General features: G+C 67.4%; 21 protein-coding genes and 4 tRNA genes. 14 read left to right on the top strand and 11 right to left on the bottom strand.

Translation table 11 applies throughout. From position 1 onward, the window contains the following. Positions 1 to 44 precede the first annotated feature (44 nt). The gene (gene pdxY, locus GLO27_RS06265; RefSeq protein ID WP_167254064.1) at positions 45 to 896 is read left to right on the top strand and encodes a pyridoxal kinase PdxY; all 852 of its coding nucleotides are present in this window, start codon (positions 45 to 47) and stop codon (positions 894 to 896) included. An 81-nt stretch (positions 897 to 977) separates the two neighbouring features. Here the strand turns inward: pdxY and GLO27_RS06260 are convergent, their stop codons facing one another. Next, positions 978 to 1532: an HIT domain-containing protein gene (locus GLO27_RS06260; protein ID WP_021200648.1), complete on the bottom strand. Its 555-nt coding sequence runs from the start codon at positions 1530 to 1532 to the stop codon at positions 978 to 980. Continuing rightward, positions 1529 to 3454 carry a threonine--tRNA ligase gene (thrS, locus tag GLO27_RS06255; protein WP_243844780.1) on the bottom strand — a complete coding sequence of 642 codons (1926 nt, stop codon included), beginning with the start codon at positions 3452 to 3454 and terminating at the stop codon, positions 1529 to 1531. Before thrS ends, GLO27_RS06260 begins: the two co-directional genes overlap by 4 nt. 181 nt (positions 3455 to 3635) lie before the next feature. On the opposite strand from thrS, the gene GLO27_RS06250 reads away from it, so the two are divergent. The 6 genes from GLO27_RS06250 (at position 3636) to GLO27_RS06225 (ending at position 8616) form a co-directional block, all read left to right on the top strand. After that, positions 3636 to 4049, top strand: a complete 414-nt coding sequence (locus tag GLO27_RS06250) for a hypothetical protein (protein ID WP_167254060.1) — start codon at positions 3636 to 3638, stop codon at positions 4047 to 4049. Between the two features lie 34 nt (positions 4050 to 4083). Continuing rightward, complete coding sequence (locus GLO27_RS06245) at positions 4084 to 5436, top strand: deoxyribodipyrimidine photo-lyase (protein WP_167254058.1); 1353 nt, start codon at positions 4084 to 4086, stop codon at positions 5434 to 5436. Between the two features lie 64 nt (positions 5437 to 5500). Next, the gene (locus GLO27_RS06240; protein WP_051667849.1) at positions 5501 to 6106 is read left to right on the top strand and encodes a hypothetical protein; all 606 of its coding nucleotides are present in this window, start codon (positions 5501 to 5503) and stop codon (positions 6104 to 6106) included. Between the two features lie 121 nt (positions 6107 to 6227). Then, positions 6228 to 6845 (top strand): copper resistance CopC family protein, encoded by a 618-nt coding sequence (locus GLO27_RS06235; RefSeq protein ID WP_167254056.1) that lies wholly within the window; start codon positions 6228 to 6230, stop codon positions 6843 to 6845. A gap of 11 nt (positions 6846 to 6856) precedes the next feature. After that, a complete protein-coding gene (locus tag GLO27_RS06230; protein ID WP_031207674.1) occupies positions 6857 to 7390 on the top strand; it encodes a copper chaperone PCu(A)C in 534 nt (177 codons plus the stop codon). Next, complete coding sequence (locus GLO27_RS06225; RefSeq protein ID WP_167254054.1) at positions 7390 to 8616, top strand: Dyp-type peroxidase; 1227 nt, start codon at positions 7390 to 7392, stop codon at positions 8614 to 8616. Before GLO27_RS06230 ends, GLO27_RS06225 begins: the two co-directional genes overlap by 1 nt. A gap of 163 nt (positions 8617 to 8779) precedes the next feature. Here the strand turns inward: GLO27_RS06225 and GLO27_RS06220 are convergent. The 3 genes from GLO27_RS06220 to GLO27_RS06210 all read right to left on the bottom strand — a co-directional run bounded on the left by GLO27_RS06220 (position 8780) and on the right by GLO27_RS06210 (position 9075). Continuing rightward, positions 8780 to 8851 (bottom strand) — tRNA-Val (locus tag GLO27_RS06220). 26 nt (positions 8852 to 8877) lie between these two features. Then, a tRNA-Cys gene (locus tag GLO27_RS06215) sits at positions 8878 to 8948 on the bottom strand. A 54-nt stretch (positions 8949 to 9002) separates the two neighbouring features. Continuing rightward, positions 9003 to 9075, bottom strand: a tRNA-Gly gene (locus GLO27_RS06210). A 151-nt stretch (positions 9076 to 9226) separates the two neighbouring features. Here GLO27_RS06210 and GLO27_RS06205 point away from each other — a divergent pair. The 3 genes from GLO27_RS06205 to GLO27_RS19745 all read left to right on the top strand — a co-directional run bounded on the left by GLO27_RS06205 (position 9227) and on the right by GLO27_RS19745 (position 11543). Then, positions 9227 to 9302, top strand: a tRNA-Val gene (locus tag GLO27_RS06205). Between the two features lie 463 nt (positions 9303 to 9765). Then, positions 9766 to 11412 (top strand): sodium:solute symporter family protein, encoded by a 1647-nt coding sequence (locus tag GLO27_RS06200; RefSeq protein ID WP_167254743.1) that lies wholly within the window; start codon positions 9766 to 9768, stop codon positions 11410 to 11412. Next, positions 11412 to 11543, top strand: coding sequence for a putative transporter small subunit (locus GLO27_RS19745; protein ID WP_029259283.1), 132 nt, complete (start codon positions 11412 to 11414; stop codon positions 11541 to 11543). Before GLO27_RS06200 ends, GLO27_RS19745 begins: the two co-directional genes overlap by 1 nt. Positions 11544 to 11684: 141 nt before the next feature. Here the strand turns inward: GLO27_RS19745 and GLO27_RS06195 are convergent, their stop codons facing one another. Next, a complete protein-coding gene (locus GLO27_RS06195; protein ID WP_243844749.1) occupies positions 11685 to 12842 on the bottom strand; it encodes a PQQ-dependent sugar dehydrogenase in 1158 nt (385 codons plus the stop codon). Positions 12843 to 12932: 90 nt separating this feature from the next. Here GLO27_RS06195 and GLO27_RS06190 point away from each other — a divergent pair, with 90 nt between their 5' ends. Further along, positions 12933 to 13370, top strand: a complete 438-nt coding sequence (locus GLO27_RS06190) for a GIY-YIG nuclease family protein (RefSeq protein WP_167254052.1) — start codon at positions 12933 to 12935, stop codon at positions 13368 to 13370. Between the two features lie 75 nt (positions 13371 to 13445). Here the strand turns inward: GLO27_RS06190 and GLO27_RS06185 are convergent, their stop codons facing one another. Next, the gene (locus GLO27_RS06185; RefSeq protein ID WP_021200660.1) at positions 13446 to 13832 is read right to left on the bottom strand and encodes an SPW repeat protein; all 387 of its coding nucleotides are present in this window, start codon (positions 13830 to 13832) and stop codon (positions 13446 to 13448) included. A gap of 276 nt (positions 13833 to 14108) precedes the next feature. Here GLO27_RS06185 and GLO27_RS06180 point away from each other — a divergent pair, with 276 nt between their 5' ends. Continuing rightward, entirely contained in the window at positions 14109 to 15266 is a 1158-nt protein-coding gene (locus GLO27_RS06180) for a DUF1611 domain-containing protein (protein WP_208323562.1), read from the top strand. On the opposite strand, the gene GLO27_RS06175 is transcribed toward GLO27_RS06180, so the two are convergent. The 3 genes from GLO27_RS06175 to zapE all read right to left on the bottom strand — a co-directional run bounded on the left by GLO27_RS06175 (position 15232) and on the right by zapE (position 18247). Beyond that, positions 15232 to 15816, bottom strand: coding sequence for a type II toxin-antitoxin system PemK/MazF family toxin (locus tag GLO27_RS06175; RefSeq protein WP_021200662.1), 585 nt, complete (start codon positions 15814 to 15816; stop codon positions 15232 to 15234). The genes GLO27_RS06180 and GLO27_RS06175 overlap by 35 nt on opposite strands. Positions 15817 to 15836: 20 nt before the next feature. After that, entirely contained in the window at positions 15837 to 17075 is a 1239-nt protein-coding gene (locus tag GLO27_RS06170; protein WP_021200663.1) for an ammonium transporter, read from the bottom strand. 134 nt (positions 17076 to 17209) lie between these two features. After that, a complete protein-coding gene (zapE, locus tag GLO27_RS06165; RefSeq protein WP_021200664.1) occupies positions 17210 to 18247 on the bottom strand; it encodes a cell division protein ZapE in 1038 nt (345 codons plus the stop codon). Between the two features lie 146 nt (positions 18248 to 18393). Between zapE and GLO27_RS06160 the strand changes: the two genes are divergently transcribed. Next, positions 18394 to 19287: a sulfurtransferase gene (locus tag GLO27_RS06160; protein WP_021200665.1), complete on the top strand. Its 894-nt coding sequence runs from the start codon at positions 18394 to 18396 to the stop codon at positions 19285 to 19287. A 19-nt stretch (positions 19288 to 19306) separates the two neighbouring features. Then, the gene (locus GLO27_RS06155) at positions 19307 to 19738 is read left to right on the top strand and encodes a SufE family protein (protein ID WP_021200666.1); all 432 of its coding nucleotides are present in this window, start codon (positions 19307 to 19309) and stop codon (positions 19736 to 19738) included. Here GLO27_RS06155 and GLO27_RS06150 read toward each other — a convergent pair. Next, on the bottom strand, positions 19722 to 20876 hold the full coding sequence (locus tag GLO27_RS06150; protein ID WP_167254050.1) for an alpha/beta fold hydrolase: 1155 nt from the start codon (positions 20874 to 20876) through the stop codon (positions 19722 to 19724). The two genes, GLO27_RS06155 and GLO27_RS06150, sit on opposite strands and share 17 nt — an antisense overlap. Positions 20877 to 20889: the final 13 nt, after the last annotated feature.

Below are 20889 nucleotides of genomic sequence, written 5' to 3'. Positions count from 1 at the left end.
ATCCGTCGCGGGCACCGGCCCGCCCTGAACGAAAGAGTCGGAGAATGAAGATCCTCTCCATCCAGTCAGCCGTGGCCTTCGGACACGTGGGGAACTCCGCCGCCGTGTTCCCTCTGCAGCGCATCGGCGTCGAAGTTCTCCCGGTCTACACCGTGAACTTCTCGAATCACACCGGCTACGGCGCCTGGCGCGGACCGATGATCGCTCCCGACGATGTGCGCGAGGTCATCACGGGCATCGAGCAACGCGGCGTCTTCGGCCAGATCGACGCCGTCCTCAGCGGCTACCAGGGCGGAGAGGGCATCGGCGACGTGATCATCGACGCCGTCGCGCGCGTCAAGTCCGCGAACCCGAACGCCGTGTACGCCTGCGACCCGGTCATGGGCAACGCGAAGTCGGGTTGCTTCGTGGCGCCGGCCATCCCGGTGCTGCTGCGCGAGCGCGTCGTTCCGGTCGCCGACATCATCACGCCGAACCAGTTCGAGCTCGGCTTCCTCACCGACACCGAGCCCGACACGCTCGAGTCCACGCTCGCCTCGGTCGATCTCGCGCACGCGATGGGTCCGCGCACCGTGCTCGTGACGAGTGTCGAGCGCCCCGACCGCGAAGAGGGCACGATCGAGATGCTCGCCGCCGACGGGAAGGGCGCCTGGCTCGTGCAGACCCCGCACCTGCCGATGAAGGCGAACGGCTCAGGAGACGTGACCGCGGCACTGTTCACCGCCCACTACGTCGAGACGGGCAGCGCGAGGATCGCGCTCGAGCGCACGGCATCGAGCGTGTACGACCTGCTCAAGGCCACGCTCGAATCCGGTGAGCGCGAGCTGCAGCTCGTCGAGGCACAGGAGTTCTACGCGAACCCGCAGATGCAGTTCACCGCCCGCCAGGTGCGCTGAGGCCCGTACTCGCTCTCGCCGCTCCCCCGCTCGACGGATGCCCGCCGGACGGGTGGGCGGTGAGGGACGAAGCCGTCGGCCTCAGTGGTCGGATTCCGGCCAGGCCGCTGCCACGGCCTCGCGCACCTCTCCGAGGAGCTGGGGAAGCGCCTTGGTCTTCGCGATGATCGGGAAGAAGTTCGCGTCCGACGTCCAACGCGGCACCACATGCTGGTGCAGGTGGGCGTCGACGCCGGCGCCGGCGACCGCGCCCTGGTTCATGCCCAGGTTGAAGCCGTCGCATCGGGACACCTCACGGAGAACCCGCATGGCCGTCTGCGTCAGCGCTCCGATCTCGGCGACCTCTTCCGGCGTCGCCTGGTCGTAGGTGCCGATGTGGCGGTACGGGCAGACCAGGAGATGTCCCGAGTTGTAGGGGAAGAGGTTCAGCAGCACGTAGGCCGTCTCGCCCCGGGCGACGACCAACCGCTCGGCATCCGGGAACTTCGGGGCCTCGCAGAACGGGCACTCCTCGCGCAGCGGCTCCGGCCCCGCCTGGATGTACGCCATCCGGTGCGGGGTCCACAGCCGCTGGAACTCGTCCGGTACGCCGGCGAGGCGACCGGCGTCCTCCAGCGGCTGCTCCCCTTCGGTCACGCCAGATCCCCTGCCTTCAGCACGAGCGCGTGCGAAGCGATGGCGGCGTTGATCCGGCGCACGGCGTCCGCGACCGGGACGCCGTTCTCCTGCGTGCCGTCGCGGAAACGGAACGACACCGTACCCGCGGCACGATCCTGCTCACCGACGATGAGGATGACGGGCACCTTCGCCGTCGTGTGGGTGCGGATCTTCTTCTGCATGCGGTCATCCGAGTGGTCGACGTCGGCCCGGACGCCCGCAGCGCGCAACTGCCCGATGACGTCGTCCAGGTAGTCGCCGTACTGCTCGGCGACCGGGACGCCGACCACCTGGCTGGGTGCGAGCCAGAGCGGGAAGTCGCCGGCATAGTGCTCGAGGAGGATCGCGAAGAAGCGCTCGACGGAGCCGAGGAGCGCGCGGTGGATCATCACCGGCCGGTGCTTCTGCCCGTCGGGTCCGGTGTACTCCAGCTCGAAGCGCTCCGGCTGGTTGAAGTCGAGCTGGATGGTCGACATCTGCCAGGTGCGCCCGATCGCGTCACGTGCCTGTACGGAGATCTTCGGTCCGTAGAAGGCCGCGCCGCCGGGGTCGGCGACCAATTCGAGGCCGGACTCGATCGCGACCTCACGCAGCGTGTCGATCGCCGTCGACCACTGCTCCGGCTCGCCGAGGAACTTCGGGTTCCCCTCCTCGTTCGTCGACAGTTCGAGATAGAAGTCGTTGAGGCCGTAGTCGCGGAGCAGGTCGAGGACGAGGTTCAAGTTGGTGGTGAGTTCTTCCTTGACCTGGTCCTGCGCGACGTAGATGTGGGCGTCGTCCTGCGTCAGACCGCGCACTCGGGTCAGTCCCGACAGCGTGCCGCTCTTCTCGTAGCGGTAGACCGTCCCGAACTCGGCCAGACGCAGCGGCAGCTCGCGGTAGGAGCGCCCGCGCGAACGGAAGATGAGGTTGTGGAACGGGCAGTTCATCGGCTTCAGGTAGTAGTCCTGACCCTGGCGGGTGATGTTCCCCTCCTCGTCGACGATCTCGTCGAGGTGCATAGGCGGGAACATGCCGTCGGCATAGGTCTGCAGGTGACCCGACGTCATGAAGAGATCCTTCTTCGTGATGTGCGGGCTGTTCACGAGGTCGTACCCGTTGCGCAGCAGGTGCTTGCGCAGATTCTCCTCGATCTCGTAGCGGATGATGCCGCCCTTGGGATGGAACACCGCGAGTCCCGAGCCGATCTCGTCGGGGAAGGAGAACAGGTCCATCTCCGCACCGAGCTTGCGGTGGTCGCGGCGCTCCGCCTCGGCGATGCGCTCCTGATAGGCACGCAGCTCGTCCTTGGTCGGCCATGCCGTGCCGTAGATGCGCTGCAGCTGCGGGTTCTTCTCGCTGCCGCGCCAATACGCGGCGGCGATGCGCGTCAGGTCCCAACCGTTACCGATCATGCGCGTGTTGGGCAGGTGCGGGCCGCGGCAGAGGTCCTTCCAGACGACCTCGCCATCACGGGTGGTGTTGTCGTAGATCGTCAGCTCGCCTTCGCCGACCTCGACGGAGGCGCCCTCTGCGGCTTCCTTCCCGCCCTTCAGACCGATGAGCTCGAGCTTGAACGGCTCGTCCGCGAGCTCGGCCCTGGCCTCGTCGTCGGTCACGACACGGCGGACGAAGCGCTGTCCCTCGCGGACGATGCGCTGCATCTCCTTGGAGATCGCCTTGATGTCCTCCGGCGTGAACGGGGTCTCGACCCCGAAGTCGTAGTAGAAGCCGTCGGTGACGGGCGGGCCGATGCCGAGGTTCGCCTGCGGGTTGATGCGCTGCACCGCCTGCGCCAGCACATGGGCTGCCGAGTGACGGAGGATGTTCAGCCCGTCCGCACTGTCGATCGTGACCGCTTCGACCACATCGGTGTCGGTCACGGTCGTGGCGAGATCCTTGAGGTCGCCGTTGACGCGCATCGCGACGACGTTTCGGTCAGTGAACAGGGCGAAGCCGTCATTCGGCCGGGCGTTTTCAGGCACAGAAACTCTCCATCTGGGTCGATACCCAGGTTACTCGCATGACCCGGTCCTCCTGACCGTCCTCGTCCGCGCCGCACGACGTCCACGCCGCCTCGCGAGCATCACGTAACGTGAACGGATGGACAGAGCAGTCGCACGATGGATCCTCGCGATCGCGCTCGGCGCGATCGGGGTCGGCCACTTCCTCAGCACCCGCGGATTCCGGGTGGTGGTGCCGGACTGGGCGACCCGCCTGACCAAGCTGGACAAGGACACGATCGTGATCGCCTCCGGTGCCACGGAGGTCGCTCTCGCCACCGGCCTGCTCACGCTGCCGAAAGAGCGGCGCCGCATCGGCTGGGCGACCGCCGCGTTCTTCGTCGCCGTGCTGCCCGGGAACATCCACCAGTGGCGCACGAAGCGCTCGACCCCGGGACTCGACACGGATACTCGCCGATTCGGCAGGCTCTTCCTGCAGCCGCTTCTCGTTCTGTGGGCGCTGTGGGCGACCGGAGACGAGAACCCGCGCCGCCGCGACCGCCGTCGTCGTTGAACGACCGAGCCCGACCTCCAGGAGAATGGTCCCCATGACGTCCCCCTCCATCGTCTGGTTCCGCGATGATCTCCGACTCGCCGACAACCCTGCGCTGCGGGCCGCGATCGAACGAGGCGAAGCGGTCATCGCGCTGTATGTGCTCGACGAGGAGTCACCGGGCATCCGTGCGCTCGGTGGCGCTGCGCGCTGGTGGCTGCACCACTCTCTGGCGTCGCTGGACGAGCGGCTCCGCGAGCGCGGTGGCGCACTCGTGCTCCGTCGCGGCCCGGCCGAGCGCATCGTGCGTGAGATGGTGACGGAAGTCGGAGCGGGTGCCGTCTATTGGAATCGCCGTTACGGAGGTGCCGAGCGCGCGATCGACTCCGCGCTGAAGGCGTCCCTCCGGGCCGAGGGACTCGAGGTCGCCTCCTTCGCCGGCTCTCTGCTGCATGAGCCGTGGACGGTCACGACGGGCAGCGGCACGCACTACTCCGTCTTCACTCCCTTCTGGCGGGCGTGCCTTGCGCTCCCCACGCCCCGTGCTCCACTCCCGGAGCCCCGAACCGTCTCGAGCCCGGACCGCGCTCCTGCATCCGACGCCCTCGACGAGTGGAGCCTTCTGCCCACCGGTCCCGACTGGGCCGACGGCCTGCGCGAGACCTGGGAGCCCGGCGAACCCGCCGCGCGACGGCGCCTGCGCCACTTCCTCGACGAAGACCTGGGGCACTACGATCGCGCACGCGATGAGCCCGCCTCCGGTGCCACGTCGCGGTTGTCACCGCACCTCCGCTGGGGCGAGATCAGCCCGTTCACGGTCTGGCACGAGGCGGTGGGTGTGGACGGTGCGGGAGGTTTCCTCTCCGAGCTGGGCTGGCGCGAGTTCGCCTGGCATACGTTCTACCACTCCCCCGATCTCGCCTCGGAGAACCTGCGACCGGAGTTCGACGCCTTCCCCTGGCCGCCGCTGGACCCCACCCACCTCGATGCCTGGCAGCACGGCGAGACGGGCGTGCCGATCGTGGACGCCGGGATGCGAGAGCTCTGGCACACCGGCTATATGCACAACCGGGTGCGGATGGTCGTGGCATCCTTCCTCGTAAAGAACCTGCTCATCGACTGGCGCCGGGGTGAAGAGTGGTTCTGGGACACGCTCGTCGACGCTGATGAAGCCAACAATCCCTTCAATTGGCAGTGGGTCGCCGGATCCGGCGCCGACGCCGCTCCGTACTTCCGTGTGTTCAACCCCGAACTCCAGGCGAAGAAGTTCGACCCACAGAACCTCTACATCTCGCGCTGGGCCGCAGACGCCCCCGCCGAGCCGATCGTCGACCTGGGTGACACACGCAAGGCGGCACTCGCCGCGTACGACGTCGTCAAGCGCACCCCACGCACTCGCCGCGAGTGACCGGAGGGCCTGTCACCTGATGGTCGGAGAAGGACGCGCGCGCCGTCCATGCCAGACTGGAGCCGTGACCGAGTCCAGGAAGCCAGCCGTCATCCGCGGCTTCGCTGCCTCGTCGCTGGCGATCTTCGTCGCACTCGCAGGGCACGTGTCGGGTGGCGGACAGATGCCCGGTGCGCTCGGCATCGTGGTGCCGTGGGTGTTCTCCTTCATGATCTGCGTGCTGCTCGCCGGCCGCTCACTGTCGCTCATCCGCTTGACGTTCTCGGTCGCGGTGAGCCAGTTCCTGTTCCACACCCTCTTCGTGCTCGGAACCGTCACGCCCTCCGGTGTCTCCGTCCCGCACGTGCACGGTGCGCCTCTCGTGATCCCCGCGACGCCCGGCCTCCCTGAGGCTGTCACCGCCGACGCATCGATGTGGCTGGGCCACGCGCTCGCGGCGCTGCTGACAGTGTCCGCGCTGTATCGAGGCGAGCGGTTGATCATCGCCGCACGCAACCTCGCCGTGCAGCTGGGGCGATGGCTGCGCCGCCGGGTCGATCACGTGCTGGTCCTCCCGGCTCTCCGCCTCCCGCGCGCTCTCCGCGGCATCTTCGACGTCGCACGCACGGGCGATCTCGTTCTCCTCGCGACCCTCAGAGGCCGCGCTCCTCCCCTCTCCGCAGCGATCTGATTCGCGCCCTGGGCTTTCACCGGTCCTGTGGTGCGTCACCTCCGTGCGCCGTTCCTCGCGCACGGGTTCTGAACGCATGCATGCACGTCGCTCACGCGACGTCTGATGAGAGGCCATTCCCATGTCCCCTGTCCGCAGGATTGCGGCCGGGCTGGCGTTGGCGACGGTCGCGACCCTCGCGATCGCCACGCCCGCGTCCGCCCACGACCAACTGATCACCAGCTCCCCGGCCGCCGACGAGCAGTTGGCGGCCGCGCCGGAGAGCATCACGATGACCTTCTCCGGTGAGCTCCTGGTGCTCGACGAGTCACTGACCGGGGCTGTCGTCCTGGTCGTCGACGCCTCGGGGAAGGACTGGGTCTCCGGTGACGTCACGGTCGCCGGCCGCACGGTGACAGCCCCGCTCGAGCCGGGCATGCCTACCGCCGGCTACCAGGTGCGGTGGCAGGTCGTGTCGGAAGACGGCCATCCGATCGCCGGCGTCGTCCCGTTCACCGTGGGCGATGCCGAGCCGATGGCGGCCCCCGCGCCCGGCGGCGCGGCGGAGACCCCGTCGGCATCCGCAGAACAGCCGGATCAGAACGCAGCAGATTCCAGCGGCATCGTCAGGGTGCTGCTCATCGGCGCAGGCGGGGCGGCAGCAGCCGTCCTCGTCCTCGTCCTCATCCGATTCCTCCGCCGTCCTCGGACGGCAGCCGCTCCGCCGGAAGACGGCGGCTCCGCGGCAGATGACCTGTGAAAGGCACCATTGTGAACACCAGCAAGAACCTTCCCCGCCTCGCGGCCGTGATCGCGGTCTCCCTCCTCGCTCTCACCGGGTGCACCCCGGAGAGCTCCCCGACCGAATCCGCATCCCGCCCCGCGGGTGACGCCGTCACGATCGAGGATGCGTGGGTGAAGTCCGCGGAAGAGGGCATGTCCGCCGGTTTCGGCACCCTCGTCAACAGCGGTGACGACGACGTGACCGTCGTCTCCGTCACATCCGAGGCGTCGGACATGCTCGAGCTGCACGAGACGGTCGAGAACGAGGCCGGTGAGATGGTGATGCGCGAGAAGGACGGCGGGTTCGTCATTCCCGCCGGCGGGAAGCTCGCCCTGGAGCCGGGAGGCAACCACATCATGATGATGGACCTGACCGGTCCTCTCACGGCAGGCAGCGACGTCACCTTCACCCTCACGTTCTCCGACGACTCCACGTATGAGTTCACCGCTCCCGTCAAGGACTACTCCGGCGCGAACGAGAACTACGAGGGCGGCGAAGAGCAAGACGGCTCGGGGCAGTGATGTCGGCGCCCGCCGAGGGCGCCCGCTCCCGCCGCGCCGGGTCGACCCGGCGACAGTTCCTCCTCGGAGGAGCCGTCGCCGGCGTCGGCGCGGTCGCGGCTGTCGGAGTGGATCTCGCCCTCAACAGTCAGGAGAACGGTGCGAAGCCGGTCTCCACGCCGATGAACGGTGAGCAGACCGTTCCGTTCTTCGGCGCCCACCAAGCCGGTGTCGACACCGCGGCGCAAGCCCACGGTGTCTTCCTCGGGCTCGATCTCCGCGAGGATGTGGACCGCGACGGGCTCACTCGCCTGATGCGGATCCTGACGGACGACGCAGCTCGTCTGACGCAGGGGCTCCCCGCCCTCGCCGATTCCGAGCCGGAGCTCGCGCTCTCGCCGGCGCGGCTCACGATCACCTTCGGCTTCGGACCCGGTCTCGTCGCCCGCGCCGCGGGCTCCGGCCCTGCGTGGCTCGCACCGCTCCCGGCTTTCGGGGTGGATCAACTGCGACCGGAATTCTCGGATGGAGACCTGCTGTTGCAGATCGCCGGGGACGACCCGTTGACGGTTGCCCACGCGACACGGATGCTCCTGAAGGACGCCCGCGGCTTCGCGAGCATCCGATGGACGCAGCAGGGGTTCCGCCGCGCCTACGGCACGGAACGCCCCGGGACGACGATGCGCAACCTCTTCGGACAGGTGGACGGCACGACCAACCCCGAACCGGGCACACCGGACTTCGACGAGGTCGTGTGGAGTGCGGACGGCTGGCTGGCAGGCGGCACCGGCATGGTGATCCGCCGCATCCGCATGGACCTCGACAAGTGGGACCGCCTGGACCGCGGCGGCCGCGATGCCTCTGTGGGGCGAACACTCGCCAACGGGGCACCGTTGACGGGGACGGACGAGTTCGACGAACCCGATTTCGAGGCGACGACGTCGATAGGGTTCCCCGTGATCCCGCAGTTCGCACATATCCGGCGGGCCCGCGGCGACGGGGAGGAGCGCATCTTCCGGCGCGCGTACAACTACGACGAGCGTCCGATCGGCGCCGAGGTCTCCGAGTCGGGGCTGATCTTCGTCTCGTTCCAAGCCGACGTCGAGCGGCAGTTCATCCCGATGCAGCGCCGGCTGGACGAGCTCGACCTGCTCAACGAGTGGACGGTCCCGATCGGCTCAGCCGTGTTCGCGATCCCGCCGGGATGCGCGGAAGACGGATTCGTCGGCGACACGCTTCTGGCGTGACCGGCCGCGGGCGTGCCCGGGCCCATCCGGGCACGCCCGCAGCGGCGGGCGGCACTTCCCCGACGAGGAACGGCTGCTTCGGAAACCGATGGGCGCGACATCCTCGGAGTACGAGAGACTTTCGAGACACGAAAAAACCCCCGGAGATCCGGGGGTTTCAGTGTGCGCGATACTGGGATCGAACCAGTGACCTCTTCCGTGTCAGGGAAGCGCGCTACCGCTGCGCCAATCGCGCCCGTTGGGGCTTTTCAGTTTTCCGTGAGGTGGCGACGGGATTCGAACCCGTGTAAACGGCTTTGCAGGCCGGTGCCTAGCCGCTCGGCCACGCCACCGTGTGGATTGACCCCACGTGCGGCAGGCCTTCCGAAGAAGCCCTACTGCACTCGAGCGGATGACGAGACTCGAACTCGCGACCCCAACCTTGGCAAGGTTGTGCGCTACCAACTGCGCTACATCCGCATTTCGTTCCCGGTTGTCCCGGGCACTCATGAAACATTAGCCGAAGATCCGCACTCCGCCAAACCGGCAGCGAATCTCGCGCGTGTCTCGCCGAGTGGTCCGCGAGGCCTCCGAGCGTCCGGTAGTATCGGTTGACGTACCCCACGGGTATGGGCGATTGGCGCAGTTGGTAGCGCGCTTCCTTCACACGGAAGAGGTCATCGGTTCGAGTCCGGTATCGCCCACCACATCGCCCCCGGTTCTCCCGGGGGCTTTTTCGTCCCCTGCCCGCTCCCCCGACGGCGTTCCTGGGAACTTGCTATGGTCGAGAGACGCTCTCACCCCCTGAGCGATGGTCGTGGCTCCGCCGCGATCTCACGCGTCAGACGCCGACCGGCGACCACGCGATCACCGAATCCCGTTCGAGGATGCACCGCTGTTCGGTGCGCCCGGAAACGGACGTCCTCGAAAGGAGCCGCACCCCGGGCTACTCGTCTGTGTGCTGTGATGCGCCTCAGTGGTCCAGGTTCGTTCTCGCCATGCCGACCCTTCTCCACTCCCCGCAGAACCCTCAACACCAGACGACGCATTACTCCCCCACTTAGCGGGACTCCTTCTCCATCGACAGGCGGCATCGCCGCACCAAGACGAGAAAGCGAGTACCCGGTGGAAGACTTCCACACACTGTCAGGACCGGTCGTGATCCTGCTCATGCTGCTGTTCTTCGGCGGCAGCCTCTACATGTCCATCCGCATCTCCCGCAGAAAGGAGAACGCCGACGGATACATGACCGGTGGCGGCAAGATCGGGTTCGGCATCTCCGCCGCCTCGATGACCGCTACCTGGATCTGGGCATCCTCGATGTACGCCTCCGCGACATCCGGATACACCTACGGCATCTCCGGCCCCATTCACTACGGCCTCTGGGGTGCACTGATGATCCTCCTCATCTATCCGTTCGGGCGCCGCATCCGCACGGTCGCACCCCACGCGCACACCATCGCCGAGGTCATGTTCGCCCGCCACGGACGTTCGAGTCAGCTCATGCTCGCCGGCTCCAATGTGCTCGGCAGCCTGATCAGCCTCACGTCGAATCTGATCGCCGGAGGCGCGCTCGTCTCGATGCTGTCGCCGTTCACCTTCACACAGGGCATCGTCGCCATCGCGATCGGCGTGCTCGCCTACACGGTGTGGTCGGGCTTCAGGGCGTCGGTGCTCACCGACTTCGCGCAGGTCATCGCCATGCTGGGGGCCGTCGCGATCATCGTTCCGGTGATCTTCTTCGCCGCGGGTGGCCCCGAGCTGTTCGTCACCGGCGCAGCGAACCTCACCCCGCAGCAGGGCGACTTCTTCTCTTCCGACGCGTTCTTCAACCAGGGCGCTCCCTACATCGCCGCGGTGCTCGCCTACGCGATCGGCAACCAGACCATCGCGCAACGACTGTTCGCCGTGCGAGAGGACCTGATCAAGAAGACATTCGTCACCGCGACATTCGGGTACGGCGCGTCTATCATCGGGATCGGCATGCTGGGAGTGCTCGCCCTGTACGCAGGGATCCAGCCGATGGACGGCGACGTCAACAATCTGATCCCGCAGATGGCGTCGACATACCTGCCCCCGCTGCTGATCTGCGTGTTCTTCGTCATGATCATCGGCTCGTTGTCGTCGACCGCGGATGCCGACATGACGGCTCTCTCGTCGATCATGATGGCTGACATCTACGGGCAGAACATCGCGGGCAAGAAGAACGCCAATCCGAAGACGATGCTGCTCATCGGCAGACTCACCATGATCGGCGCAACCGCCGCGGCACTCGGCTTCGCATCGATGCAGTTCAACATCCTCGACCTCCTGGTGTTCGTCGGTGCACTGTGGGGAGCGCTCGTGTTCCCGGTCATCGCGAGCTTCTACTGGGACCGCGTGACGAACGCCGCGTTCAGCATCGCCGTGATCGCCGCGCTCGCCGCGTTCCTGCCCGTGCGTTTCGAGTGGATCTCCCTGTCGGGGGGCTGGGGTCTCGCGAGTGACGTCCTCTCCGTCGTCGGGATCGGGGTGGTCCTGGCCCTGATGTCGTTCGGCTTCTTCGGTCTGCGGGTGGCGCTTGTGGTCGGGACGCTGGCCACGCTGGTGTCGGCGCCGTTCGCGATCGGCTTCCTGCACCAGTACCCGGTGTTGTCGGGGTCGCTGGTCGCATACGCGGTGAGCACGTTGGTCTGCGTCGCCCTCACGATGATGAACAGGACGCGGAGATTCGACTTCGACCTGATCAAGGAGCGCACCGGCAGCTTCGACACCGGGGATATCACACGAAGCGCCGATGTGAAGGGCGACGCCACGCTCGCCGGGAAGGACGCCTGATGGAGACCATTCTGTTGACCGCGTACGTACTGGTGTGGCCGATCATCGTCGTCGGGGTGCTCACCGTCGTGATTCGGGCTTTCGTGAAGGACGCCAAGGAGGCGAAACGCGAAGGGCGCGACATCATCTGATCATCGATGGCTCCGCACAGATGTCGACAAGGCGTGTGCGGAGCCATCGGCGCACTGCCCCCGCGCCTGCACCTCTCCCGCTCGGACGAAGCGGATTGCCCCGATGCCGCCCGTCGTCGCGCGTCGCCGCCCTCCGTGGCCCTACTCGATCGGAATACGCAGGACCCGGTCGTCGCGCTCGCGGGGATCGCCCCGCCCGTCCGTGTTGTTCGTGAGAACCCAGAGTGCCCCGTCTGGCGCGACCACGACGTCGCGAAGCCTCCCGAGCGATTCGACGAAGTATTCCCCGGCGGTGCGCACGTCGGAGAGCGGCACCTCCCTGAGCCGCTCTCCGCGGAGATTCGCGATGAAGATCGATCCCGATGCGATCGTGATGCCGCTCGGACTCGCGGTGTCCGGCGACCACTGCTGGACCGGATCGACGAACCCTTCATGATCGGCGATCCCCTCGACCGTCGGCCACCCGTAGTTCCCACCGGCCTCGATCACGTTCAGTTCGTCCCAGGTGTCCTGGCCGAACTCGCTCGCGTAGAGCGTGCCCTCGTCGTCCCACGCCAGGCCCTGAGGATTGCGGTGGCCCAGGCTGTAGACGGGTGATCCCGGGAAGGGGTTGTCCTCCGGCACGTCCCCGTCCGGTGTGATGCGGAGGATCTTCCCGGCCAGCGAGTCCCGATCCTGAGCCCCCTCACGGTCGCCCGCGTCGCCGACCGTCACGTAGAGCATGTCGTCGGGGCCGAACGCGATGCGTCCGCCGTTGTGATTCCCGGCGGCGGGGATCCCGGAGAGGATCGTCTCGGATTCGCCGAGCTCGAACGAACCCGGCGCCCCCGACAACGCGAAGCGCTGCACCCTGTTCTCGCCGACAGCCGTCGAGTACGCGTACAGCCAATCGTCCCGCAGCGCGATACCGAGCAGTCCCCCCTCTCCTCGAGGCGCGACGCCGTCGATCATCCCGAGCTCGCGAAGCCTCCCGTCGCCGGAAACCTCGACGATGCGGGCGGTGTCCCGTTCGCTGATCAGCGCCGTGCTCCCGAAGAAGGCGATGGACCATGGGGCCTCCAGTCCAGCCGCGACCGTAGACGCGCGCCCCGGAACGATGCTTCCCGATCCGGCGGACGGCGAGGGTGCGAGCGGCGCGGGAGAGGACGAGGCGGGGGACGTAGGAGCGCACGCGGCGAGAGCGATCGCGATGAGAGCAGTCGAGACGAGAGCAGTCGAGACGAGAGCGCCCGCCCCGCGAGCGACCGCGGCGACACGCGGATCGGCCGGCGTCCTCTGCGCCCTCCGCGTCGTCGTCATCGCCGATCCCTTCATCCTCCGTTCGAGAGTAGGCGAGCGGCGCGCACCGCAGAAGAGGCAGGTGTCCGAGGGGGCGCGTAGCCTGCCACGGTGTCGAAGGAACAAGCTCTCCCGGGCCCGTGCACCCTCTGCGGAGGAACGGTCGGTGCCCGCGGTGAAGACTCCTGGCGCTGCGCCTCCTGCGGATGGCGTTACGGGGACGTCCCCGACGCCGATCTCCCGCTCCCCCGTATCGACATCGTCTACTACATCCGTTTCGACCGTCGGGTGAAGATCGGCACGAGCCGACGACCGCGACAACGGCTGGCGAGCATCCGACACGACGAGCTCCTCGCCTTCGAGCGAGGCGGACGCCCGGTCGAGCAGCAGCGACACCGCGAGTTCGCCTCGGTCCGCGAAGGCGGAGAGTGGTTCACGTTGACGGACGATCTGCGGACGCACGTCGACGCCCTCCGCCGCGAGGGTGAGCCGTGGCTGCTCTACGGGCGATGGCTGAGCAACGCGCTCCGCGGTCTCGATGCCTCGTGACCTGCGCCAGGACATAACGATGCCGGGCGACCGCTTCGGGAAGTCCAGTCGCCCGGCACCGCGTCTCTGCGGGGATCAGGCCGTGGCCGCATGCCCCCTGGTGGTCGCCGGCTGCGGCTGCGAGAACAGCACCACGACGATCACGGCGACGCCGACGACGACGTGCGGGAGCCAGACGTTCAGCGCCTCGCCCGCGAACCCGAAGATCCACGGCGAGAGGGCGAGGAAGAGGCTGGCGACGATGTCGAACACCAGGTGGACGGGCATCGGGATGAAACCGAAGGGACCCCATTCGTACTTCGTGAAGAGGCTGTACACGATCAGCCCGACACCGAGGACGATCGGGATGATGACCGCCGCTCCGCCCACGTTCGCGAAGCCGAACAGCCAGGGAGCGGCGATCAACGCGACGCCGACGATGTAGTCGAGAATTCCGTGGACCTTGGTGGGGATGAAACGCATGATTCCTCCTTGTGTGGCGCCGCTTCCGCGACTCACCACTGGTTCGAAGCCCGCCACGGATCGGATTGCCTCCCCGCCTCGAGGACGAACGACCTGCGGGCCGGGGAGCTCGACTCGAGTCTCTCGACGGCGCACTCGCGGCCCGGTCCCAGGCAGCCCTGCTACGTTGAGCATGCCGGTATCTCGCCGGCATCAGGGAAGACTTCTCGTCGACCAACGGGCCTCCTGGGTCATTTCGTTCTCCGTCGCCTCCTCTGTGTGAGCCCGAGGAGCATCATGCCCACCCCGTCAGTCCCCTCTTTTCTCGACCCTGCGCACGCCTGGGCGGCGCCCACCGCCCTCCCCGTCGGCACCACGGCCATCGTGTATTGCGAGGGCCAGTTCGGCGAGCAGGACGGCAAGACCGCGAACGGTCTGGTCCGACACTCGGAGAAGTACGAGATCCTCAGCGTCATCGACAGCACCCACGCGGGTGCGGACGCCGGGGTGCTCCTGGACGGTCTCGCGAACGACATCCCGATCCTCGACGGACTCCCGACGGCGATCGCTCATGCAGGTCACGTGCCGGACTACCTGATCTGCGGTGTCGCACCGGCTGATGGGCTGCTCTCCGCCGACCAGCGCACCGTGCTGCTGGACGGCATCGCCCGCGGGATGCACATCATCAACGGCCTGCACGAGTTCCTCACCGACGATGCCGAGTTCGTCGCGGCTGCCCTTCTCGCCCAGGTCACGATCACCGATATCCGTCGCCCCCGGGACAAGAAGGATCTCCATCTGTTCTCCGGCCGCATCTTCGACGTGACCTGTCCGCGGATCACCATCCTCGGGACCGACGGCGCGATCGGCAAGCGCACCACCGCGACGATCCTCGTGAAGGCCCTCAACGATCGTGGCGTCCACGCCGTGATGGTCGGCACCGGACAGACCACGATCATCCAGGGCGGCCGCTACGGCGTCGCGCTCGACGCCCTCGTGCCCCAGTTCTGCTCGGGTGAGGTCGAGAACCAGGTGGTCGCGGCATTCGAAGGCGAAGACCCGGACGTCATCATCGTGGAGGGCCAGGGCGCGCTCAGCCACCCCGCATACATCACCTCGGCGCACATCCTCCGCGGCAGTCAGCCTGCGGGGGTCATCGTGCAGCACGCCCCGGGCCGGACGGTCCTGGGCGACTTCCCGATGGTCGCTATGCCGACGGTCACGAGTGAGATCGCCCTGATCGAGGCTTTCGCCGACACGAAGGTCATCGGCGTCACGGTGAACCATGAGAACCTCAAGGCGGAGCAGCTCGCCGCCGCCATCGACGAGATCGAGCTCGACACCGGACTCCCCGCCACCGACCCGCTGACCCGACCGCTGGCGGAGCTCGTGGAGATGGTGCTGCAGGCGTTCCCGACGCTCAGCCCGCGACGGACCACCCGTAGCGCCGCGTGAGAGCCGCTCCGACCCGGTCATAGCGCCCCCGATCGAGAACGGCGGCCTCTCGCCGCAACCCGCGCTCGTGCACGCTGTACAGCTGCTCGACATCCACCCAGGACTCTCGACCCTGAGAGTCCCAGTCGCCCGTACCGATCGACAGGTAGTCGCGGTCACCGTCATGGGGCTTGCTCGTCATCCGCACCGCGTACACGCGCTCTGCGGACTCCCGTCCGATGACGAGCACGGGACGATCCTTCCCGCGACCGTCGTTCTCCTCGTAGGGAACCCAGGTCCAGACGATCTCTCCCGCGTCCGGTGCGCCGTCCCGCTGCGGTGCGTAACCGACCTGCAGGTGCGTGATCCGATCCGGATCGATGCGGACGGTGTCGGTGCCGCGCGCCCGTCCCGGGTCGGTGCCGCCACCCGCGGGCGTCGGGCGCTCCTGCGGGGTCCGTAGACGCGCGTCCGGGCGTCTCGGATCTGATGTCCGAGACGCCCGGCCGGAGCCCACTGCCTTGAGCAGGATCTCCGCGAGTGTTGCCAGGATGCCGTTGGTCTTGCTCACACGGTCACCCTAACCGCTGATCACGCGTCTGCGAGTGCGTAGCCCTCCTCGCCGTGCACGACCTGGTCGACACCGGCGATCTCGTCTTCGTTCGTGACGCGGAAGCCGATGGTCTTCTCGATCGCGAAGCCGATGATGAACGCGACGATGAAGGAGTAGATCAGCACTCCGAGCGCCGCGATCAGCTGCACGGCGAGCTGGCGGGCGTCGCCGCCGACGAACAGTCCCGTCTCGGTGGCGAAGAAGCCGAGGTACAGCGTTCCGATGAGACCGCCGACGAGGTGGATGCCGACCACGTCGAGCGAGTCGTCGAATCCGAGGCGGAACTTCAACTCGATCGCGAGGGCGCACACGACACCGGCGAGTGCGCCGAGAAGCAGAGCCCAACCCGGCGTCAGGTTGGCGCAGGCCGGGGTGATCGCGACCAGACCGGCGACGGCACCGGACGCTGCACCGACCGAGGTGGGCTTGCCGTCCTTGATCTTCTCGACGAGGATCCAGCCGAGGATGGCGGCCGCCGTGGCGCCCAGGGTGTTCAGACCGATGAGTCCGACGCCGCCCATGTCTTCGGCCAGCCATTCCGCTCCCGCGTTGAAACCGAACCAGCCGAACCACAGCAGGGCGGCCCCGAGGAGCGTGAGCGGCACGTTGTGCGGCTTCAGGATGCCCTTCTGGAACCCGATGCGCTTGCCGAGGACCAGGGCGAGTGCCAGAGCCGCGGCGCCCGCGTTGATGTGCACGGCGGTACCGCCGGCGTAGTCGATCACGCCGATGCCGCTGTCCTCGCCGAAAAGCGTGGTGCCGAGGTTCATGATCCAGCCACCGCCCCAGACCCACGCGGCGACCGGGAAGTAGCCGACGGTCGCGAAGATGCCGGCGAAGATGAGCCAGCTGCCGAACTTCGCACGATCCGCGATCGCTCCGGAGATCAGCGCGACCGTGATGATCGCGAATGTGGCACCGTAGGCCACCCCCAGGAGCGCGACGTTCGAGCCCTCACCGGCCGCCAGGCTCGACAGCCCGAAGTCCGCGAAGGGGTTGCCAGCGAACGCGGTCGGGCTGTCGACCGCGCTCATCGAGAAACCGAAGAGAATCCAGAGCACGGCGACGAGTCCGATGGAGCCGAAGCTCATCATCATCATGCTGACGACGCTCTTCGCCTTGACGAGACCGCCATAGAAGAAGGCGACGCCGGGCGTCATGAGCAGCACCAGCGCTGTCGCGGTGATCGCCCACGAGATGTTGCCGGGAGCATCCATAGGAAAACCTCACATCCGAAGTAATTGAGAGCTTCAGTGTGACGACCTGCGGTTTCGTCAATGCGTGAGGTTTGTTTCCCCGCTGTTACAGCGCGGCTCCGCCCGTGAACATCGCGTTACGCGCGCCTGCAGGCTTACGCAGAATGTGTCAGGGCATTGAGTCGGGAGATGGCGCGGAGGTACTTCTTGCGGTACCCGCCGGCGAGCATCTCGTCGGAGAAGACCGCGTCGAGGCCGAGCCCGGTGGCCACGATCGGGATCTGCGCGTCGTACACACGATCGACGAACGCGACGAAGCGCAGCGCCTCCGACTGATCGGTGAGCTGGCGCACGCCGCGCAGGCCCACGCTTCCCAGTCCGTCGATCAGCCTGATGTAGCGCGAGGGGTGCACCTGCGCGAGATGACGGATCAGGTCGTCGAACCGGTCGTCGGACGCTGCGCCCGCGGCGCCGGCCTTTTCGATCGCCGTCTCGTACGCGTCGTCGTCGAGCACCACCGCGTGTCCGTCGAGGGCGCGCTGGCGGAAGTCGACGCCGTCGATGCGCAGCGTCTGGAAGCTGTCGGACATCGCATGGATCTCGCGCAGGAAGTCCTGTGCGGCGAATCGTCCCTCGCCGAGCGCGTTCGGCGGGGTGTTCGAGGTCGCGGCGAGCCGGGTGCCCGTCGGCACGAGCTCCCCCAGAAGGCGGGTCATCACCATCGTGTCGCCCGGGTCGTCGAGCTCGAACTCGTCGATGCACAGCAGGTCGGCGCCTTTGAGCAGATCGACGGTGTTCTTGTAGCCGAGTGCGCCGACCAGGGCGGTGTACTCGATGAACGAGCCGAAGTACTTCCGGCGGGCGGGCATCGCGTGATAGATCGAGGCGAGCAGGTGCGTCTTCCCGACGCCGAAACCACCGTCGAGGTAGACGCCGGGCTTCAGCTCGGGCTCCTTCTTCGCCCGGCTGAACAGCCCTCCGCGCTTCGCGGGGGTGCCGCGCCCGGCGAAGCGCATCAGCGTCTCCTTCGCCTCCTCCTGCGAGGGATATGCGGGATCGGCGCGATAGCTGTCGAACGTCGCGGTGTCGAACTGCGGCGGCGGCACCAGGCTCGCCAGCATCTCGGGTCCGCTGACGGTCGGCTGGCGCTCGGTGAGGTGCACGATTCCCGTGCGGCTGGTCGGGTCGGTCATCACGGTCCTGAATCAGGTGCTCACCTGTGTCGAAGTCTTACGAATCGGGCGCAGGGTGCTCGGCGGGGATCTATCGTCGAAGGGACGGATCAACACTACGCCGTCTGCAGCCGCACCCTCGTCCGCTCAAACGCTTCGGAGATCCCATGGCCATCGAGTTCGATTCCTCCTCCCCCAAGTTCGCCGAGTACGCCGAACCCGGCCGGCTCGTCACCACCGAGTGGCTCGCGGAACGGCTGGGGACTCCTGGACTCGTTGTCGTCGAGTCCGACGAAGACGTGCTCCTCTACGAAACCGGCCACATCCCGGGCGCGGTGAAGGTCGACTGGCACACCGAACTCAACGACCCGGTCGTGCGCGACTACGTCGACGGCGAGGGCTTCGCCGAGCTGCTCAGCCGCAAGGGCATCGCACGCGACGACACGGTCGTCATCTACGGCGACAAGAACAACTGGTGGGCCGCCTACGCCCTCTGGGTGTTCTCGCTGTTCGGCCACGAAGACGTGCGTCTGCTCGACGGCGGACGCGATCGGTGGATCGCCGAGGGGCGCGAGCTCACGCGTGAGGCAACGAACCGGCCGCCCACGGAGTACCCCGTCGTCGAGCGCGACGACTCGATCATCCGTGCATACAAGGAAGACGTCCTGGCCCACATCGGCAGCCCGCTGATCGATGTGCGCTCCCCAGAGGAGTACAGCGGAGAGCGCACGACGGCGCCCGCGTATCCCGAGGAGGGAACCCTCCGCGCCGGTCACATCCCGACCGCGCAGAGCGTGCCGTGGGCGAAGGCGGTGGCCGAGGACGGCGGCTTCCGCAGCCGTGCGGAGCTCGACGCGATCTACCGCGACGGCGCAGGGCTCCGCGACGGGGATGATGTCGTCGCCTACTGCCGGATCGGCGAGCGGTCGAGCCACACCTGGTTCGTGCTCAAGCACCTCCTCGGCTTCGAGAACGTGCGCAACTACGACGGATCCTGGACAGAGTGGGGCAGCGCGGTACGCGTGCCCATCGTCACCGGTTCCGAGCCCGGCACACTCTGAACATGTGACAATGACAGGGATGAGCACAAGCGACGTTCCTGACACTCTCGCCGAGATCCGCGACGGCTTCCTGGAGACCCCGGAGCCCGATCGCCTCCTGCTGCTGCTCGAGTTCTCGGACGAGCTTCCCGACGTCTCCGACGAGGTCGCGGCCCACCCGGAGATGTACGAGCGCGTCGCGGAGTGCCAGTCGCCGGTGTACATCCATGTCGAGGTGAACGATGACATCGTCACGATGCACGCGACAGCCCCACCCGAAGCTCCGACGACCCGCGGGTTCGCAAGCATCCTGGTGCAGGGTCTCACCGGCCTCACCGCAGACGAGGTGCTCGCGATTCCCAATGACTACCCGCAGTCGATCGGTCTCACGAAGGCCGTTTCCCCTCTGCGCATCGGGGGCATGACCGGGATGCTGATGCGGGCGAAGAACCAGGTCAGCCAGAAGCGCTGAGAGCCTGTGATTCCAGCCAGTCCGTGATCGCGGTCGTCCAGCCGGTCTGGTCGTAGTTCCACAGCTTCGTGTGGCGTGCCACCGTGAACTTCGGCATCGTCACGAGATCCGGACGTGCCTCCTGCAGCGCGTGCGATGAATCCGCCGGCACGAAGCCGTCGTCGTCGCTGTGCAGGATCAGCACCGGCGCGGTCAGTTCGTCCGCACGAGCGACCATGTCCAGACGATCGAAGTGGATCGGTTCGTCCGCTCCGCTCAGGCGCGCGGTCAGAGGCATCTGGAGTGCCCCCATCGCGAGTTCCGGCAGCGGCGCACGCACGCCGGCCAGCTTCGCCTGGAACCGCAGCACCGTGCGCCAGTCGACCACGGGAGACTCGAGGATGATCCCGGCGATGCGCTCCCGGTGGCCGGACGTCACTGCGGCCTGCAGCGATACGGCGCCCCCCATGGACCAGCCCATCAGGATCACCCGCTCGGCGCCGTGTCGGAGCGCATAGGCGATGGCGGCGTCGACGTCACGCCACTCCGAGGCTCCGAGGGCGTAGGCACCCGCCCTCGTGCGCGGGGCCTCGCCGTCGTTGCGGTACGACACGACGAGGTTCGGCAACCCCGCGGCGTGCAGCACCGGCACCGCCCGCAGGCACTCGGCGCGGGTCGCTCCGCGTCCGTGAACCTGGATCACCCAGGTCGACGACGACGCCGGGAAGTACCAGGCAGGGCATGGCCCTGCGGGAGAGCCGATCAGCAGGTTCTCCCAGCGCAGATGGAGCTCGCTCGGAGACGAGTAGTAGTAGCCGCTGAAGGCCGCGGCACGATCGACACGTGCGCCGGGTTCGATCTGGGTGAGGAGCTTGCGCCGCACGGCCGAACCATCGGCGCTGAGCACCGCCCCGAGTTTGACGTAGCCGTAGGTGCCCGTCGTGAACAGGCCGTAGCGACCGGGAAGCTCGGTGTCGGGTGTGCGCTTCAGCTCGATGGTCTGGGCGCCCGTGTCGACCGAGAGGATCTCCGTATCGGTCGCGCGGCGCATGGGCGTGACGACCCGACGGGCCACGGCGAACACGACGAGAGCGAGCGCTGCTCCGAACGCGAACAGGGCAGGGACAAGGAGCGTAACGGCGTGCCTGAGACTCTTCATCGCTTCCTGACTC

Origin of the sequence: Microbacterium sp. Be9 (genome assembly GCF_011754135.1) — a bacterium.
GTDB lineage: Bacteria > Actinomycetota > Actinomycetes > Actinomycetales > Microbacteriaceae > Microbacterium > Microbacterium maritypicum_A.
This window is presented reverse-complemented; position numbering and strand designations above follow the sequence as displayed.